Here is a 15,365-nt window from a genome sequence, read left to right as displayed (position 1 = left end):
CCTGAATGGGACAGTGATCGAGCGATTCAGTTGATGTTCCACGACTCGACAGCATCGAGACGCTTGCCGTCGGAATCGTACGTGTAGAAGCCCTCACCGTCCCCGAGGCCGGTCTTTCCCGCGTCGATACCCTTCTGCAGTAGATCGGCGAACTTGACCTGATCCTCGCCGCCGTGTGCGCGCGCGATGTGTGCTGCGACGTTGAAGCCGACCGTGTCGTATATCTGGAACGGACCGGCGGGCGCCCCGGTGGCTATGCGCCACACGTTGTCGATGTCCGCCGGATTGGCAACCCCGCCGACGTAGAGGTTGGCTCCTGCTTGCAGCAGCGGAATCAAAAGACTGTTCAACACGTATCCCGGAACTTCCTTTCGGACCGGAACGGGAACGAGACCGATCTCCGAAGCGAAGCTCAATACGGTATCGAAATAAACGGGATCTGTTGCAGCAGTTGCCATCACCTCACCTGTGTTATACCGCCACACGAGATTGGCGAAGTGCAATGCAAGAAACTTTTCCGGCCGCCCGGTAGCCTCCGCAAAACTGCTGGGCAGTAGCGACGACGAGTTGGTCACGAAGATGGTTTTCGGCGGGGCGGACGCGCCGATATCCGACCAGACACTTTTCTTCAGCTCGAGATCCTCCGGAACTGCTTCGATCACCAGGTCGGCGTCCGAAACGGCCTCCGCGACGCTGGTGGTGGTCGTGATGGATTCGATGGCCTCGTCGAAGCGCGCCTCGTCGAAGGTCTTCAGGTCACGCTTGTAGTATCCGCGCATCCATTCCCAGCGATCCGGCAGTTTGGCCAGCAATTCGTCGGAAATGTCGTATCCCACAACGGTTTTTCCGTGGTACGCAGCCTGCATCATGATCTGTGAACCGAGCACTCCAGTTCCGAATACGGTCACTTTCTCAACATCGGTCATGGACAACACACTTCCCATTCATCGAGTCACCGGTTTTCCTGCTCTTCAAGTTCTACCGTTGACCATGGAACCACCGTCTCGGGGGTCCGACAGCGGCTCGATTCGCTGAACGACTGGTCGAGTTTCCCCGAGGAGCTGTCACGCAGCGGTGTCACCGATACTGTCGGTTGTATCTGCATCCGGTGGCGCTTGGCCGCCGTCCGTGCTGGGTTTTCGGTACCACCGGGGAACCGATGCAGTGAACAGACAGCACCGCACCGACGACGAAAGCCGAACACCGTGGCCTTGTGGTCCGACCGCCTACTCCCCCGACTGATCGACGTCGTGCTCGACGGGTCCTACGTGCACCGCCTGCGGACCCGCGCCCTCTCCGGGCTCAGCGGCGACGTCGTGGAGATCGGGTTCGGCTCCGGCACCAACGTTCCGGTGTACCCGAGTGCGGTGACGTCCGTCGCCGCCGTCGAGCCGTCTCTCGGCGCGCGGCATCTGGCAGCCGACCGCATTGCTGCGTCATCGATTCCGATCCATTTCGTGGGACTCGACGGACAGTCGCTTCCGCTGCCCGACAACAGCTGCGACGCCGCGGTCAGCACGTTCACGCTGTGTACTGTGCCAGACCCCGCTCGTGCACTGCGTGAGATCGGACGCGTGCTTCGTCCTGGCGGCAAGTTGTTCTTCCTCGAGCACGGTCTGTCCCCGGACCCACGCGTTGCCGCGTGGCAGCGTCGCCTCGACGGCATCGAGCAACGCGTCGCCGGCGGATGCCACCTCGTTCGCAACGTCCCCGAATTGGTGACGGACGCCGGCTTCACGATGGAGATATTGGACACCGACCGGCTACCCGGGCCACGACTGCTGCGCCCGTGGGGACATCTGTCGCTCGGGGTCGCCGCCGCAGACCGGTAAGTCGCTGCGAGAGTGGTTTCTGCTCCATCGGATCGTCGGCTGACGCATACTCGATCGATGGCTGTAGATCCCCGTGGAAGAGACCTCAAGCGCTATCTGGAAGAAGACCCCGGTGGTCCTGTGGTGATGCTCAACCTGCTGCGGTTCGCCGACGGTGGCCGCGATTCATACGCAGAATATGCGAAAGCACTGGACGAGACGTTCCTTCCGCGCTATGGCGCGACGGTGCTGTATGCGGGCGACGGTTCGACGGCGTTGGTAGCCGACGACGGTCAGGCCTGGGATGCGGTCCTGCTGGTGCAGTACCCCTCGCGCACGGCATTCAGCGAGATGGTGGCCGATCCGGAATATCAGACGGTGACGGCACTGCGGACCGGCGCGTTGACGGAGGCGGTTCTACAGGCCACCGTTCCGTGGGCATGAATCTCGGTCCACCGGCCGGACGTTCGCTTGCTCATTCTGTCGTGAGCAACCGCTTACGGAACAGATCGAGTACCTGATCCAGCGCCTGCCGTGTCGGCTCCCCCGGCTCGTCGATCAGTCCTTCGGTGACGACCGAATGCGGTGGTCCGAATGCTTCCGGGTTGAAGGAGGAATCGGGTAGTTCCACCGAGACGAATGCGTCGCCGAGCTGCTCGCGCAGCCATTGGAATCGTGCAGGCGGACACATCTTGTCGCCTTCGAAACGCATCCCCAGGACCGTGAGCTCGCCTGCCGCACAACGACTTTTCACCTTGTCCAGGTCGCCCTGGGTGATGTCGATCGATCGACTGCGGGACTTCGATGCCGCGAACGGAAGTGACGGCTGCGAGAGAACCGGTGCGATCAGTCGATCGTCCGCCGCCATGGCGAGCGCGAACCCGCCGGTGAAGCACATTCCGATGGCTCCGACGCCTGGTCCGCCGCAGCGCTCATGCTCCTGCGCTGCCAGTGCGCGCAGCCACACCACGACCCGTGACGATTTCCCGGTGGCCAGGATGGTGAACTCGCGACTGATGCACGCCGGCACCATGGCGCGGGACATGGTGGCAACGGTGCCGAGCGCTCCCAGTGGCGCGGCCAGCGGATCCTTGCCGTCGACTCCGAACAGGTGCGGAACGACGGCCGTACAACCGATTCCGGCGACGGTTCTCGCGAAGTCCGCGACCCTCGGAGTGATGCCCGGCATTTCCGACATCACGATCACAGCCGGTCCGGTTCCGATGCGATACACGGGCGCTGTCCGCCCGTCCGCGGTGAACTCGGTTCGCTCGAAGTCGGCCAGCGTGTCATCGGTCATGGGAGTGCGTCCTTCTGCCGGAGGTCCACCGCGCCGAGCCGACGCATACCGTCAAAGCTAGATCATCGGATGTACTACGGCGAGAACACCGCAGTACCGCCCCTCACCGCGCACCAGAGGGTACAGCGGCCCGAACGAGACGCCGGTGATGCGGATGATCACGAAGCGGCCGAGTCCGCGATGATCGTCACGCCCAGTACGACGAACAGCGTTGCGCCGGCCGCCACTCCGGCCAGACTCGCAGCCGGCGCACCTGCCCGACGACCGATCACACTTGCCGCGACGTCGAGGACATCGATCGCGATGCCGGCCTCCACGGCTGCTTTGCGAACGTCCGCGGATGGGTGGTGCAGCGCCATTCCCAGCGCGAGATCGCGGACTCCGAACAGGCGCGTCGCCACCCCCGCACTTCCGACTTGATGCATGGGTCCGAGGCCGAAGGCACGCCACGAATGTGCGGGACTCGCCCACGAGATCAGTCCGGCGGTCGATCGCAGAACCGACAGTGCGAGCAAGGGAGTCGAACGTGTACGCATGACGTCTCCTTCGAGTTGTAGTGGTCACTACAAGAGAAGGTACCTGTAGTGACCACTACGATCAAGATGTGGTCAAGAAACATTCACGCGAAGAGATACTGTCCGTGGCACTGGAGGCCGCCCTGGAAGACGGCCTGAGCCGCTTGACCTTCGGCAGACTCGCATCGCGTTTGAAGATCAGCGATCGCATGGTCGTCTACTACTTCCCGACGAAGGACGAGCTCGTCACGTCCGTTCTGTCGGTAGTCGGAGATCGACTGCAACACGTGTTGGCCGCGGCGTTCTCGGTGCCGATGAACGACCACCGCTCACTCGTCGCGACGGCGTGGCCGGTGGTGGCGCAGCCTGAGTGCGATCCGCTGTTCGGGCTCTACTTCGAGGCCATCGGACAAGCAACAGCAGGAATCGAGCCCTACAAATCCGTGGCCTCGCACTTGGTGGAGGGCTGGATCGAATGGCTCGGCGGCTTCGTCGTCGGGGACCAGGACAACCGACGCAGAGAGGCTGCCGCTGCCGTGGCTGTGCTCGACGGCCTTCTGCTCATGCGTCTGCTGGGAGGCAGTGACCTCGCCGACACGGCATCGACGTCACTGCTCGATCACCGATAGATCCACTGGGGCAGAGCGGGTTCAGGACGCCACCGGTTCTTCGATCGGCGTCTGGAACGACCACAGGTGCCCCTCCGGATCACGAACGCCGTACTCCCTGACGCCGTAGGGCATGTCGGCGGGCGCATAGTCGATCGCTGCCCCGGTTGCGGCCACTCGAGCGTGATGGGCGTCGACGTCGTCGATCAGGACCGCGAGCGAGGCGGTGACCATGCCGTTGGTCAGGGGAGAAACCATTCGATGTTCAGGAGCCTCGCGGTGCAACCAGACAACACCGTCACCGGCGTGAACCTCTCCGTGGACTGCTCGGTCACCGTCGTATTCGATCGGTCCCGGAGCCAGCCCCAGCACGTCGACGAGGTAGGAGTGGGCCGCTGCGATGTCGCGGTAGACCAACAACGTGGTCCGACCGGTCACCGCCGGCTCTTCGGTCGACAGGCACGAGAGTAGATCCAACAGCGCGTCGTCGCCGAGAAGAGCACCGTGCAGTAGTCGGTCCTCGACCGCACGAACCCGTTCGCGCACCCGAGCAAGGTCCGCCATCCGACGGTCCAGGTCTGCCAGATGTTGCCGAGTCAGGTGCTGGAAATCCGCCGCGTCCGGATCGACATCGGCAAGCGGAGTTCCCAATTCGCGAAGCAGTCGAATACGGTACAGCCGATCGATATCTCCTCCGTCGTACCTACGCCTACCCCCTCCGTCTCGGTCCGGGGCGAGCAAACCCAGTTCTTCGTAGTACCGCAACGTGCGTTCGGTGACGCCGGTTCGACGCGCGACGTCACCGATTCCCCAGGTGATCGGACCTTTGCTGTTCATGAACCAGACGGTAGAACCTCACGTCGCGTCAGGAGCAAGATCGGCCGAGGTCGAATCAGACGTCCTCGAGTCGAATTCCCTTGGTTTCCTTCATGAAGAAGCAGGCGACACCGGTCAAGGCGGCCAGGAACATGATGTACACGCCGAACACCCAGCCCAGATCGAGGCCGAGGAAGAGTTGGTTGAGATAGGGCGCTGTTCCACCGAACACCGCTACCGAGAACGAGTACGCGAATCCGATTGCCTGCGTGCGGAGTCGGGTGGGAAAACTCTCCGACAACGTCGACGACAGAATCGAAGCCGGGACGGCGATGACGAGCAGGGCAACTGTCGACGGGAGCAGCAACGTCCACCACTGCGTCGAGATCATCATCGTCAGAGGGATCTGCAGAACGAACATCAACACGGCGAAGGCAGCCAGCATCGGCCGGCGACCGATCGAGTCCGAGAGACGACCGAAGAACGGCAGCGACACCAACGCAATCAGCTGCGCGATGACGAGCATCCAGTACGCGGTATCGGGATTCATCCCGCGCTGCGTGATGGCGAATGTCGACACGTACGAGGTCCAGGTGTAATGCGCCGCTGTGATTCCCGACGTCATGCCGATCATCAACACGATTGCCTTCACAACCGTCTTTCGTGCGATCGGTGCCTGTTTCACCTTGTTCTGCTCCGAATCGAAGACGTCGCTCTCGTCCATGTTCTTGCGCAGGTACAACGCGAACAGTGCCAGAACTGCACCGAGCAGGAACGGGATACGCCAACCCCATTGACCGACAGCCGATTCGGACAGTGTCGAGGTGATGACGCCACCGACGGTGTATGCCAGTGCCGAGCCGCCGAAGATCGCAACGAATGCGACGCTTCCCCACATCCCACGTCGGTTCGGTGGCGCGATCTCGCCGACGTACGAGTAGGCCGTCGCCGACTCGCCGCCGTGGGCGAAACCTTGCATGACGCGTGCGAGCAGCAGCAGCACCGACGCCCAGGCCCCGATCGCACCGTAGGTGGGCATGATGCCGATCAGCAGGCTTCCGGCGGCCATCATCAACATGGTGGTGACGAGGACGAACTTGCGCCCCTTCTTGTCTGCGATCCGTCCGAACACGATGCCGCCGAGCGGCCGCATCAGGAATCCGACGGCGAACACCGCCAACGTGGACAGTAGGGCCGAGACCGGATCGGTCTGGCTGAACATCGCCGCGGCGATGAACGGTGCGAACACCGCGTAGGCGCTCCACTCGTACCACTCGAGTACGTTGCCGATCGTGCTGGCGAACAACGACTTCTTCCGCGAGGAGATGTCCGGTGTCGAGCGTGTGTCGCGGGGTGATCCGACGGTCATGAGGTACCACTTTCGCTCGAGTGAGTCAGTGCTGAAACAGGTTTGAGTGCTGCGCGACGAATTTTCCCGGTCTGTGTCTTGGGCAGCTCGTCGATGATGTGTATTTCTTTCGGACGCTTGTAGGCAGCGAGCCGATCGCGCGCGAAGGCCATCAGCTCGTCGGTGGTCACGGCCGAACCACTGCGGACCGACACGTACGCGACCACCGACTCCCCTTGATAGGTGTCGGGACGACCGACCACGGCGGCTTCGAATACCGTCGGGTGTTCGTAGAGGGCGTCCTCGACCTCTCGGGGCCAGACCTTGTATCCGGAGACGTTGATCTGGTCCTTCAGCCGGTCGACGAGATAGACCCATCCCTGTTCGTCGATGACCGCTACGTCCCCGGTGTGCAGGCGACCTTCGGGCATCGTCGACGCCGACGCCTCCGGGTTCTTCCAGTATCCCGAGACCACCTGTGGCCCGGACACTTCCAACTCGCCGGCAACTCCCGGATCGGTGGGTCGCCCGGTGGGGTCGAGTGTGCGCAGCCGCACGCGAGGAAGCGGCAGTCCGACGGACAGCGATCCGCTCGACGTGTCCACGGGTGCCCGGAGTCCGGGCGGCACCGCGATCACACCGGCGGTGGTCTCGGTCATTCCGTACGCATTGTGGATGTAGCACCCGAACTTCGCCTCGAACGCGGAGACGGTGGCCGGAGGAATGGGCGCGCCGCCCGAGTACAGCGCCTTCACCGAGGCAAAATGCGCGCGGTCAGCGCCCGGGCTCTCGGAGATCGCGTTGAACACGGTGATGGACCCGATGGTGTACGTGACCCGATGCTCGACGAAAGCGTCCAACGTGACGCCCGCATGGAAGCGGTGAGCGAACACGAGCACGCAGTCTCGCACCATAGCCACAGCGGCATCGAGCATGGCCCCGGTGATGTGGAACAGCGGCGCGACGGCGAACACAACGTCCCCGTCCTCCGTACCCGCACGCTCACCGAAGTCCGAGGCCGTCGCGAACGCGTTGGCGTGCGAGATCCGAGCCCCCTTGGGCGGCCCCGTGGTTCCGGAGGTGTAGGCCAACAGCGCCAGATCGTCCGGCTGCGGTGCGAATTCGTCCATCACGCGACCTCGGTAGGCCTCGACGAGACCGAGCAGGTCGTTCTCGGGCGTCGGCGTGATGCGCGTCGTCGCGGTGAACACACGCGGATCGTCGCGAGTCTGCAGATCCAGTCCGCTGGTGCTCACGAAGAACCGAATCGTACTGCCCTGCAACGAGGTTTCGAGCGCCTCGAGATCAGCCTCGTCGCACACGAGGGCGACGGGCTCCGCGTCGTCGAGCAGGTGCCGTAGTTCTCTGTTGCGGTACATCGGATTCAGGATCAGAGCCACAGCGCCGATCTTCCACAGCGCCAAGAACGTCAGGGCGTAATGGGGAACGTTCTGTAGATAGATCCCGACGCGGTCGCCACGAGTGACTCCGCGGTCCGCGAACGCGGCGGCGAGAGCGTCCGAGGCCTCGTCGACCTCGCGGGCAGAGAGAACGGCGTCGAAGTACGCCAACGCGGGCCGATCGGGCGACCGGCGCACCCGGGCGCGCCAGGCATCGAGGATGGTGAGGGGCATCGAGGACTCTTTCGATCGAACATTGACCTGACCGAGATCGACCGACCGAGCACTCGCTCGGTCAACGCTTCGAGTGTTACGGATCACAACGAAAGTGTCAACCGGGTGCTTCCGGGACCACACCCGTCGCCCGGCCATCTACGGTAAGCGCATGACCGCGACCGGCACCTGGCGAACGTACGAGGGCTCGAACCTCTCCCCTGCCTTGGCGTCGGCGTTGAACAAGTTTGTCGAGCAGGGCTATCACGGAACGTCGGTACGGCAGATCGCGGCCGGAGCCGGCCTGTCCGTTCCCGGTCTCTACCACCACTTTCCGTCGAAGCAGGCTCTGCTGGTCGGCATCATGGACGCGTCGATGGACGAGCTGTTGGAACGAACCCGATCGGCAGAGGCCGGTGCCGGCTCGTCGCCGAGTGACCGTTTCGACGCCGTCGTCGAAGCCTTGCTGCTGTTCCACATTCACAGGCGCGACGCTGCCTTCGTGTGCTCGACGGAAATCCGCAGCCTCGATCCTGCGAATCGCGCCGCCTACATCTCCAAACGCGACGAGGAACAGCGACTGCTCGACGCGATCGTCGCCGCCGGTGTCGATGCAGGCCTGTTCGACACTCCACACCCGAGAGACGCCAGTCGAGCCGTCACGACGATGTGCATCGGCGTCGCCACGTGGTATCGCCCCGAGGGGCCGCTGCCTCCGAGCGAGCTGGTGGCGGTCTACCTCGACATTGCCCGCCGTACGGTCGGTGCTGCGACCGGCGGGCAGGAGTAGCTGCTCCGGAATCCTTGACCCGATCGAGCGATTGTGTCAACCTTCCAGAGACCGAGCGAGTGTTCGGTCGGTACCGGACAGGGAGCATATCGTGGCCATCGATCTGACGTACGACCCCGACATCGAGAAGCTGATCGATCGGACGCGCACGTTCACTCGCGAGTACGTACTCCCCATCGAAGACCGGTTCCTGGGCAACATCGCCGACGCCGGCGGCGACGAGCTGCGCATCGAGATGCAGGCAGCCGCTCGAGATGCCGGCGTGTTCGCGCCGCATGCGCCGGTCCAGTACGGAGGCCACGGGCTCTCGATGAGCGACCGCGCGCCTGTGTTCGAGGAAGCCGGCTACTCACTGTTCGGTCCGATCGCCCTCAACCTCGGCGCGCCGGACGAGGGCAACGTCCACATGCTCGCTCACATCGCGTCTGCAGCGCAGAAGGAGCAGTTTCTCGCTCCCCTCGCTCGCGGTGACCAACGATCGGCCTTCGCGATGACCGAGCCGGCACCGGGTGCGGGCTCGGATCCCGCTGCCCTCACCACTGCCGCCGTCCGGGTCGACGGTGGCTGGAAGATCAACGGGCACAAGTGGTTCATCACCGGTGCCGACGGTGCGGGGTTCTTCATCATCATGGCTCGGACATCCGGCAAGCCCGGCGACCGAGGCGGTGCCACGATGTTCCTGGCACCCGCCGACACCGCGGGCATCGCCGTCGGCCGCCACATCGGCACTCTCGACAAAGCGATGATCGGTGGACATTGCGAGGTGTTCTTCGAGAACGTGTTCGTCCCCGACGAGAACGTCCTGGGCGCCGTCGACGAGGGCTTCGCCTACGCACAGGTGCGCCTGGGGCCCGCTCGCATGACACATGTGATGCGCTGGCTCGGAGCCTCCAGACGGGCCCACGACATCGCCGTCGCTCAGGTGGCTCAGCGTGAAGGGTTCGGCGGAAAGCTCGGAGATCTCGGCATGGTGCAGAAGATGGTCGCGGACAACGAGATCGACATCGCAGCAACGCGGGCACTGCTGACCGTTGCCTGCTTCGAGTTGGATCGAGGCGGGCACGCGAGCAACGAGACGTCCATCGCCAAGACGTTCGCCGCCGAGGCCATCTTCCGAATCGTCGACCGCAGCATCCAGATGTGCGGGGGTCTCGGGGTTTCCGACGATCTTCCGTTGGCCAGGCTTTCGCGTGAGGTACGTCCGTTCCGCGTCTACGACGGCCCGTCCGAGGTGCACCGGTGGGCCATCGCCAAGCGAACGATCGGTGCAGCCAAGCGCGCAGCGCGGGAGGCACAGTCGTGAGCGAATTGCCGGGCATGAATCGTGATGCGCTGGAACGGTTCCTGCGAGAGAACGGGATCGAGGTCGACGGCACGTTGCTCGTCGAAATGATCAGCGGCGGGCGATCGAACCTCACCTACAAGGCGTACGACGACACCTCCACCTGGGTCGTCCGTCGACCTCCCACCAGTGGGCTCACGCCCTCCGCACACGACATGGCCCGCGAGTGGGCCGTCACCGACGCACTCGCATCCACCGATGTACCGGTCGCGCGGACCGTCGCATTCGACCGTGACGGTTCCGCACTGGGCGCGCCCATGACCGTCGTGGAGTTCGTTCCGGGGCGAGTCGTCCGCACGCGCGAGGACCTCGACGATCTGACGGATACGCAGGTCGCGGGCAACGCCGCCGAGTTGGTCCGCGTACTCGCCGCACTTCATGCCGTCGATCCCGCGTCGGTGGGTCTCGAGAAGTTCGGCCGCCCCGACGGTTTCGTCACCCGTCAGGTCGCCACGTGGGCTCGGCAGTGGCAGACGGTGAAGACTCGTGAGCTACCCGACGTCGACCGACTGCACCGTGCGCTCGAAGCTGCGGTGCCCACCCGCTCGGCCGCGTCCATCGTGCACGGCGACTATCGCGTCGACAACACCATCCTCGACGCAGAGGATCCCAGTTCTGTTGCAGCGGTGGTGGACTGGGAGATGTCCACGCTCGGCGATCCGTTGACCGATGTGGCACTGATGTGTGTGTACCGGCAACCCGTGTTCGACGCCGTTCTCGGTGCCGATGCCGCGTGGACGAGCGACCGGTATCCCTCGGCAGCGGATCTGGTGCAGCAGTACGCCGTTCGATCGGGACGCGACGTGGACAACTGGGGCTTCTACCTGGCGTTGGCCAATTTCAAGCTCGGGGTGATCGGCGAGGGCATCACCCATCGAGCACTGTCGGGCTCCGATACCGGTGCCGGAGCCCGCAATGCCGCCGACGCGACGCAGGAGTTCATCGCAGCCGGGCTCAGAGCGCTCTCGGGATCGGACGGGTGATGTTGCGTCAGGCAGGCTCCCGCATCACGCCGATGTGGCGCACGGTTCCGGAAAGCCCCGGGAGCTCCTTCGGTTCGGACCATCCGAGCAGGTCCGTGCTGTCGGAGTAGAAGTACTTCTGGTTGGTGTAGTCGTCGTAGTACAGCCGCCAGGTGCCGTCGGGCAACTGAACGACTGCAGGTCCTTCCTTCAAGGGGCCGAAGTCACGGAAGGTGGGGTCCAGAACGTACGGACCACCCAAAGACGGTGCGATCCAATGCTCGATGACCTTCTCGCTCTCGCCCTTAGTGAACGCATGGTAGAGCGCCCCTGCCTTCACCACCGTGGTATCGATGTGGTCGTTGATGATCCCCGTCAGCGGAACCGGCGGGCTCCATTGCGTCAGACCGGGATCGGTGGCCGTCATGAGGTACGGCACGAACCCTCCGCCGGTGGACAACGACACGATGATGCTCACGCGGTCGCCCTCGATGAACCACTCGGGTGCCCACGCCTTGGTGGTGAACGGCGACAGTGACGGAAGTTCCGAGGAGCCTGCCGAGCCGGTTCCTGGTCCAGTACCGGGCAGGAGTAGGCAGCAATACGGGATCGGAAGGTTCTGCACGAATGTCCAATTGACGCGATCGGCGCTCCGCGCAAACCCGATCTCGGCCCCGCCGCCGTTCGTGTAGGTCACGTAGTACATACCGTCCGCAGCTCTGAAGATACTCGCGTCACGGACCACCCCGGTTGGCGGTCGATAGGCCCCGCTCTGCACGGCGGTGAAGTCCGTGCCGTCGGTGGATTCGTAGACATCCATGTCACGGTCACTGTCGTTGCTGAACGCCACCATCGTGTACTGCCACGCGGAGGGTGCTGCGGCACCGGTTCCTGCAGCGGAGAACAACAGTCCGGCGACAGCGACGATCACCATGGGTACGGCGAGGAACTTACGACCGGTCGGTATCACCGAGACAGTATGTACGACCCATCAGCATCATGCGTCACTTCGACATCGGGACGAACCAATCGTTATTCGAGTCGTCACGGGTTCACGAGGTACTGACCCAGTGGCTTGGCCTGGTACATCTCGTGATCGGCATCGTCGAGTATGTCCAGCGCACTACGGGTGTCACCGCAGTCGACGGTGACACCGCCGATGCTCGCGGTCACCGTCAACACTCGTCCTGCGGTCTCGATGGGTGTCGTCAGTTCGGCGCGCAGGTCGTCGGCCTCGGTACCGACGCAACGGGAGACGACCGCCACGAACTCGTCACCGCCTATCCGGCCCACGAAGGCTTCGGCCGGGAGGGCTCGCGTCAGACGGTCTGCGACCACACCGAGAACTGCGTCGCCGACGGTATGTCCGTGCAGGTCGTTGATGGTCTTGAAGTTGTCGAGGTCGATGAACAACACGGCGATGGAGTCCTCGCGCGCGGGCCTTGCCAGTTCTTCGTCCAGGCGCGCCAGGATCAGCGGCCTGTTCGGCAGACCGGTCAGGTCGTCGTGCGTCGCCGCGTGTTCGAGCTGCATGCTCATCCGGTATGTCTCGGTGACGTCGACGAACGTCGCGACGATCGAGGGTTCCGGATCGCCCCCGTTCAACATGGTCGCCGTCAACGACAGCCAGAAGTTGCGGCCGTCCCGGCGGCGTTCGATTCCGATCACCGCTTGGCAGGGCTGTCCGGTTTTCCTGGTGATGGCAACAGGATGCTCGAGCGGGTGAATCGGCCCTTCGTCGGTGCCGTACACCCGGAACGGAAGCACCGACGCCTGACCCGCCGTCGCCACCCCGACCCGGATGTCGAGAATCGTCTTCGCTGCGAGGTTCGCCGACTCGATGCGTCCGGCGTGATCGAGCACGACCACGCCCGCCTCCAGCGATTCCACGACCGCTGTGAAGTGTTCCTCGGCTCTGCGTACCGCACTCTGGTCGGCGCAGACCAACACGTAGCCGTCGGGCATCTGGGCCGCCGACACCATCACCGCCAGCGTCGATCCGTCCGCGTGCCGATGCGACTCGTACTGCCGACCGCCGACAGCGAGGATCGCCGCCGGATCGCAGGGCACTCCCACCGCATACGAGACGTGGCGACCGAGTACATCCGCGGCCGGTCGTCCGTAGACCGACTCGGCAGCAGGATTCCAGGTCGACACCAAACCGTCGGGGGAAACCCCGACGATGGCATCGCTGACGTGCTGGACCAGTGCGGCTTGCTTCTGCAGCGCCTTCTGCGCCGCTTTGTGTTCGGTGAGGTCTCGCAGTATGACCTGGTACGCCGGCTCGCCGTTCCACACCGTGCGCACCGAGACCGCTTCCATCGTCAGCGTCGTCCCGTCCAGGGCCAGCACCGTCGCCTCCGATGCGGCGCTGGCGCTGCCGTGTGCGTCGAGGGCGGCGATCCGTTCGAGCATCGGGCCCACCGACTCGGCGGCGATGAACTCGGTGATCGGATGTCCGATGACGTCGGCGGCATCCTCGGCGCGCAGATACTGCATCCCGGCGGGGTTGAGATACACCAGAACGCCTCGTCGATGGACACCGATCGCGTCCGGTGAATGCTCGATCAGAACCCGGTAGCGGTCGGCAAGTCCTGGCGACGCGGAACGTGATTCAGGGTCGCCGACGCCTTCGCGCTCCCCTGGGGCCATGATCGGTCCTCACGTTCGTAGACAGACGGTCGACACTCGATTGAACCACTTACGACCGTGCCGTTGGCGAGCTGTGTCCGTTTCAGTCCGTATGTCCGTTTGTCGACTGGACCTGATGACGGTTTGCGGGGCTAAATCGAGGCGCGAGCCGAATCCGGTTCGTATACCTCGACAAGAAACGGATTTCGACGATGAGCTCTCACGGCACCGACATCACCGGGATCGGCGCACTGTCCGGCTACGGCTGGGGTGCGTCCGCCCTGTGGGACGGCCTCGCAACGGGCAAGGCAGCGGCCAGCCTGCACCACGACCACACCCGACCGGGACAGAATCCGGTGTGGCTCGCGAAGGTCCCCGACGGCGGGGACCGGAGCGACGGCACCAGCCGCTTCGGCCGGGCACTTCGCGCGGCAGCACGCGAGGCCGTCGACGACGCGATGGCGCGGGGCTGGCAGCCGGGTCGGCGGGTGGGTCTGATCCATGCCGTCGTCCTGGGTGAAGTGGACGAGTGGCGCAACTTCTATCTGCGCGACGGCGGAGAACGCCGTGTACGCGACTACCTGACACTGATGCCGTCCACTCCGGTGTCTCTGCTGATGCAGGAATACGGCTTTCACGGCCCGGCCATGAACGTCTCGGCGATGTGCGCGTCGGGCAATGCAGGTCTGCTCACCGCCAAGATGTGGCTCGATACCGGATTCGTCGACGACGTCGTGTTCGTGGCCACGGACCTGTCTCTCACTCCGGAGAACATCGACCACTTCGTGAAGCTCGGAGTCGGTGTGGTGGACGTGGAACCTCAGGAGGGCTGCCGACCGTTCCAGGAAGGCAGTCGTGGATTCGGAATGGGCGAAGCAGCAACTGCTTTCGTACTCACCAACCGTAGCGATGCTGCATACGCGCGGGTATTGGGCGGATCGATGACGCACGACGCGTTTCATGCGACCTCGATCGACCCTTCACTCACTCGAGTACGGGCCTGTTTCGAGGAGGCGTTGGCCGACGCCGACGTCGTTCCCGAGCAGGTGCGCTACCTCAACGCTCACGGCCCCGGCACCGCGCAGTGTGATGCAGCGGAGACGGCGATGTTGGAGACGGTACTTCGGTCCAACGCGCAGGTGTACTCGGTGAAGCCGTTGACGGGACATTGCCAGGGGGCCGCGTCGGCAATCGAAACCGCGTCGGCGGTCATGGGATTCGAACGTGGACTCGTGCCTGCGGCCCCGCAGGTCTCGGATGGTCATCACCTACTGCTCGACGGATTCACCAGAGCGGAGCCAGGATTGACGGTGAAGTCGTCATTGGGAATGGGAGGACACAACTCGGTGGTGGTGTTGGCTCCTGCGTGACGTGCGTTTCTCACACCTCGGTGGCAGCACCGCAAATTCCGCATTCTTCGAATTCGACGCGCTTCCAGCGGGCGACGGGCAGGAAGAACAGCGTGAATTGCTGGTACTGCTTCATCCGCACCCACTGAGTGGTGTTGTGGCACCGCGGGCAGTTTCGCGTAGCGCCCGAGCCGACGTGTTTGCGCTTGCTGCCGAAACCGAAGAGTAGGAACATCACTCCAGCATAGGTGGCCCGACCTTCGCTGGGCTCGGTGCAGCA

General features: G+C 64.0%; 16 protein-coding genes. 7 read left to right on the top strand and 9 right to left on the bottom strand.

Going from position 1 to position 15,365, the window contains the following annotated elements:
* Positions 1-26: 26 nt before the first annotated feature.
* Positions 27-926: a 3-hydroxyacyl-CoA dehydrogenase gene (locus tag MTX35_RS18385; protein ID WP_243596350.1), complete on the bottom strand. Its 900-nt coding sequence runs from the start codon at positions 924-926 to the stop codon at positions 27-29.
* 279 nt (positions 927-1,205) lie between these two features.
* Between MTX35_RS18385 and MTX35_RS18380 the strand changes: the two genes are divergently transcribed.
* On the top strand, positions 1,206-1,832 hold the full coding sequence (locus MTX35_RS18380; RefSeq protein WP_243596349.1) for a class I SAM-dependent methyltransferase: 627 nt from the start codon (positions 1,206-1,208) through the stop codon (positions 1,830-1,832).
* 57 nt (positions 1,833-1,889) lie between these two features.
* Positions 1,890-2,255: a DUF1330 domain-containing protein gene (locus MTX35_RS18375; RefSeq protein WP_243596348.1), complete on the top strand. Its 366-nt coding sequence runs from the start codon at positions 1,890-1,892 to the stop codon at positions 2,253-2,255.
* 31 nt (positions 2,256-2,286) lie between these two features.
* Here MTX35_RS18375 and MTX35_RS18370 read toward each other — a convergent pair whose 3' ends face one another.
* A complete protein-coding gene (locus tag MTX35_RS18370; RefSeq protein WP_243596347.1) occupies positions 2,287-3,111 on the bottom strand; it encodes a dienelactone hydrolase family protein in 825 nt (274 codons plus the stop codon).
* A gap of 158 nt (positions 3,112-3,269) precedes the next feature.
* Positions 3,270-3,647 (bottom strand): hypothetical protein, encoded by a 378-nt coding sequence (locus MTX35_RS18365; protein ID WP_094739627.1) that lies wholly within the window; start codon positions 3,645-3,647, stop codon positions 3,270-3,272.
* A gap of 68 nt (positions 3,648-3,715) precedes the next feature.
* Between MTX35_RS18365 and MTX35_RS18360 the strand changes: the two genes are divergently transcribed.
* Complete coding sequence (locus MTX35_RS18360) at positions 3,716-4,255, top strand: TetR/AcrR family transcriptional regulator (protein ID WP_243596346.1); 540 nt, start codon at positions 3,716-3,718, stop codon at positions 4,253-4,255.
* 21 nt (positions 4,256-4,276) lie between these two features.
* On the opposite strand, the gene MTX35_RS18355 is transcribed toward MTX35_RS18360, so the two are convergent.
* From MTX35_RS18355 to MTX35_RS18345, 3 genes are read right to left on the bottom strand one after another with little or no spacing between them, the layout of a single operon-like run.
* The gene (locus MTX35_RS18355) at positions 4,277-5,071 is read right to left on the bottom strand and encodes a MerR family transcriptional regulator (RefSeq protein WP_243596345.1); all 795 of its coding nucleotides are present in this window, start codon (positions 5,069-5,071) and stop codon (positions 4,277-4,279) included.
* A gap of 55 nt (positions 5,072-5,126) precedes the next feature.
* Positions 5,127-6,419 carry an MFS transporter gene (locus tag MTX35_RS18350; RefSeq protein WP_243596344.1) on the bottom strand — a complete coding sequence of 431 codons (1,293 nt, stop codon included), beginning with the start codon at positions 6,417-6,419 and terminating at the stop codon, positions 5,127-5,129.
* Positions 6,416-8,032 carry a class I adenylate-forming enzyme family protein gene (locus tag MTX35_RS18345; RefSeq protein WP_243596343.1) on the bottom strand — a complete coding sequence of 539 codons (1,617 nt, stop codon included), beginning with the start codon at positions 8,030-8,032 and terminating at the stop codon, positions 6,416-6,418. The genes MTX35_RS18350 and MTX35_RS18345 overlap by 4 nt, the downstream gene beginning before the upstream one ends.
* Before the next feature lie 151 nt (positions 8,033-8,183).
* Here MTX35_RS18345 and MTX35_RS18340 point away from each other — a divergent pair, with 151 nt between their 5' ends.
* The 3 genes from MTX35_RS18340 (at position 8,184) to MTX35_RS18330 (ending at position 11,126) form a co-directional block, all read left to right on the top strand.
* On the top strand, positions 8,184-8,801 hold the full coding sequence (locus MTX35_RS18340; protein WP_243596342.1) for a TetR/AcrR family transcriptional regulator: 618 nt from the start codon (positions 8,184-8,186) through the stop codon (positions 8,799-8,801).
* Between the two features lie 91 nt (positions 8,802-8,892).
* The gene (locus MTX35_RS18335; RefSeq protein WP_243596341.1) at positions 8,893-10,104 is read left to right on the top strand and encodes an acyl-CoA dehydrogenase family protein; all 1,212 of its coding nucleotides are present in this window, start codon (positions 8,893-8,895) and stop codon (positions 10,102-10,104) included.
* The gene (locus tag MTX35_RS18330) at positions 10,101-11,126 is read left to right on the top strand and encodes a phosphotransferase family protein (protein WP_243596340.1); all 1,026 of its coding nucleotides are present in this window, start codon (positions 10,101-10,103) and stop codon (positions 11,124-11,126) included. Before MTX35_RS18335 ends, MTX35_RS18330 begins: the two co-directional genes overlap by 4 nt.
* A 7-nt stretch (positions 11,127-11,133) precedes the next feature.
* Here MTX35_RS18330 and MTX35_RS18325 read toward each other — a convergent pair whose 3' ends face one another.
* The gene (locus MTX35_RS18325; RefSeq protein WP_243596380.1) at positions 11,134-12,039 is read right to left on the bottom strand and encodes an arabinofuranosidase; all 906 of its coding nucleotides are present in this window, start codon (positions 12,037-12,039) and stop codon (positions 11,134-11,136) included.
* 110 nt (positions 12,040-12,149) lie between these two features.
* Positions 12,150-13,757, bottom strand: a complete 1,608-nt coding sequence (locus tag MTX35_RS18320; RefSeq protein WP_243596339.1) for a bifunctional diguanylate cyclase/phosphodiesterase — start codon at positions 13,755-13,757, stop codon at positions 12,150-12,152.
* A gap of 191 nt (positions 13,758-13,948) precedes the next feature.
* Between MTX35_RS18320 and MTX35_RS18315 the strand changes: the two genes are divergently transcribed.
* Positions 13,949-15,106 carry a beta-ketoacyl synthase N-terminal-like domain-containing protein gene (locus MTX35_RS18315; protein ID WP_243596338.1) on the top strand — a complete coding sequence of 386 codons (1,158 nt, stop codon included), beginning with the start codon at positions 13,949-13,951 and terminating at the stop codon, positions 15,104-15,106.
* Positions 15,107-15,116: 10 nt separating this feature from the next.
* Here MTX35_RS18315 and MTX35_RS18310 read toward each other — a convergent pair whose 3' ends face one another.
* The gene (locus tag MTX35_RS18310) at positions 15,117-15,320 is read right to left on the bottom strand and encodes a zinc-ribbon domain-containing protein (RefSeq protein ID WP_243596337.1); all 204 of its coding nucleotides are present in this window, start codon (positions 15,318-15,320) and stop codon (positions 15,117-15,119) included.
* Between the last annotated feature and the right edge of the window lie 45 nt (positions 15,321-15,365).

Origin of the sequence: Rhodococcus sp. ARC_M12 (assembly GCF_022810385.1) — a bacterium.
Classification (GTDB): Bacteria; Actinomycetota; Actinomycetes; order Mycobacteriales; family Mycobacteriaceae; genus Rhodococcoides; species Rhodococcoides navarretei.
This window is presented reverse-complemented; position numbering and strand designations above follow the sequence as displayed.

Coding starts and splice junctions, on each gene's coding strand:
- MTX35_RS18325 (WP_243596380.1), bottom strand. CDS start 12,039: ATGGTGATCGTCGCTGTCGCCGGACTGTTGTTCTCCGCTGCAGGAACC.
- MTX35_RS18345 (WP_243596343.1), bottom strand. CDS start 8,032: ATGCCCCTCACCATCCTCGATGCCTGGCGCGCCCGGGTGCGCCGGTCG.
- MTX35_RS18315 (WP_243596338.1), top strand. CDS start 13,949: ATGAGCTCTCACGGCACCGACATCACCGGGATCGGCGCACTGTCCGGC.
- MTX35_RS18375 (WP_243596348.1), top strand. CDS start 1,890: ATGGCTGTAGATCCCCGTGGAAGAGACCTCAAGCGCTATCTGGAAGAA.
- MTX35_RS18350 (WP_243596344.1), bottom strand. CDS start 6,419: ATGACCGTCGGATCACCCCGCGACACACGCTCGACACCGGACATCTCC.
- MTX35_RS18355 (WP_243596345.1), bottom strand. CDS start 5,071: ATGAACAGCAAAGGTCCGATCACCTGGGGAATCGGTGACGTCGCGCGT.
- MTX35_RS18340 (WP_243596342.1), top strand. CDS start 8,184: ATGACCGCGACCGGCACCTGGCGAACGTACGAGGGCTCGAACCTCTCC.
- MTX35_RS18365 (WP_094739627.1), bottom strand. CDS start 3,647: ATGCGTACACGTTCGACTCCCTTGCTCGCACTGTCGGTTCTGCGATCG.
- MTX35_RS18385 (WP_243596350.1), bottom strand. CDS start 926: ATGACCGATGTTGAGAAAGTGACCGTATTCGGAACTGGAGTGCTCGGT.
- MTX35_RS18310 (WP_243596337.1), bottom strand. CDS start 15,320: ATGTTCCTACTCTTCGGTTTCGGCAGCAAGCGCAAACACGTCGGCTCG.
- MTX35_RS18320 (WP_243596339.1), bottom strand. CDS start 13,757: ATGGCCCCAGGGGAGCGCGAAGGCGTCGGCGACCCTGAATCACGTTCC.
- MTX35_RS18370 (WP_243596347.1), bottom strand. CDS start 3,111: ATGACCGATGACACGCTGGCCGACTTCGAGCGAACCGAGTTCACCGCG.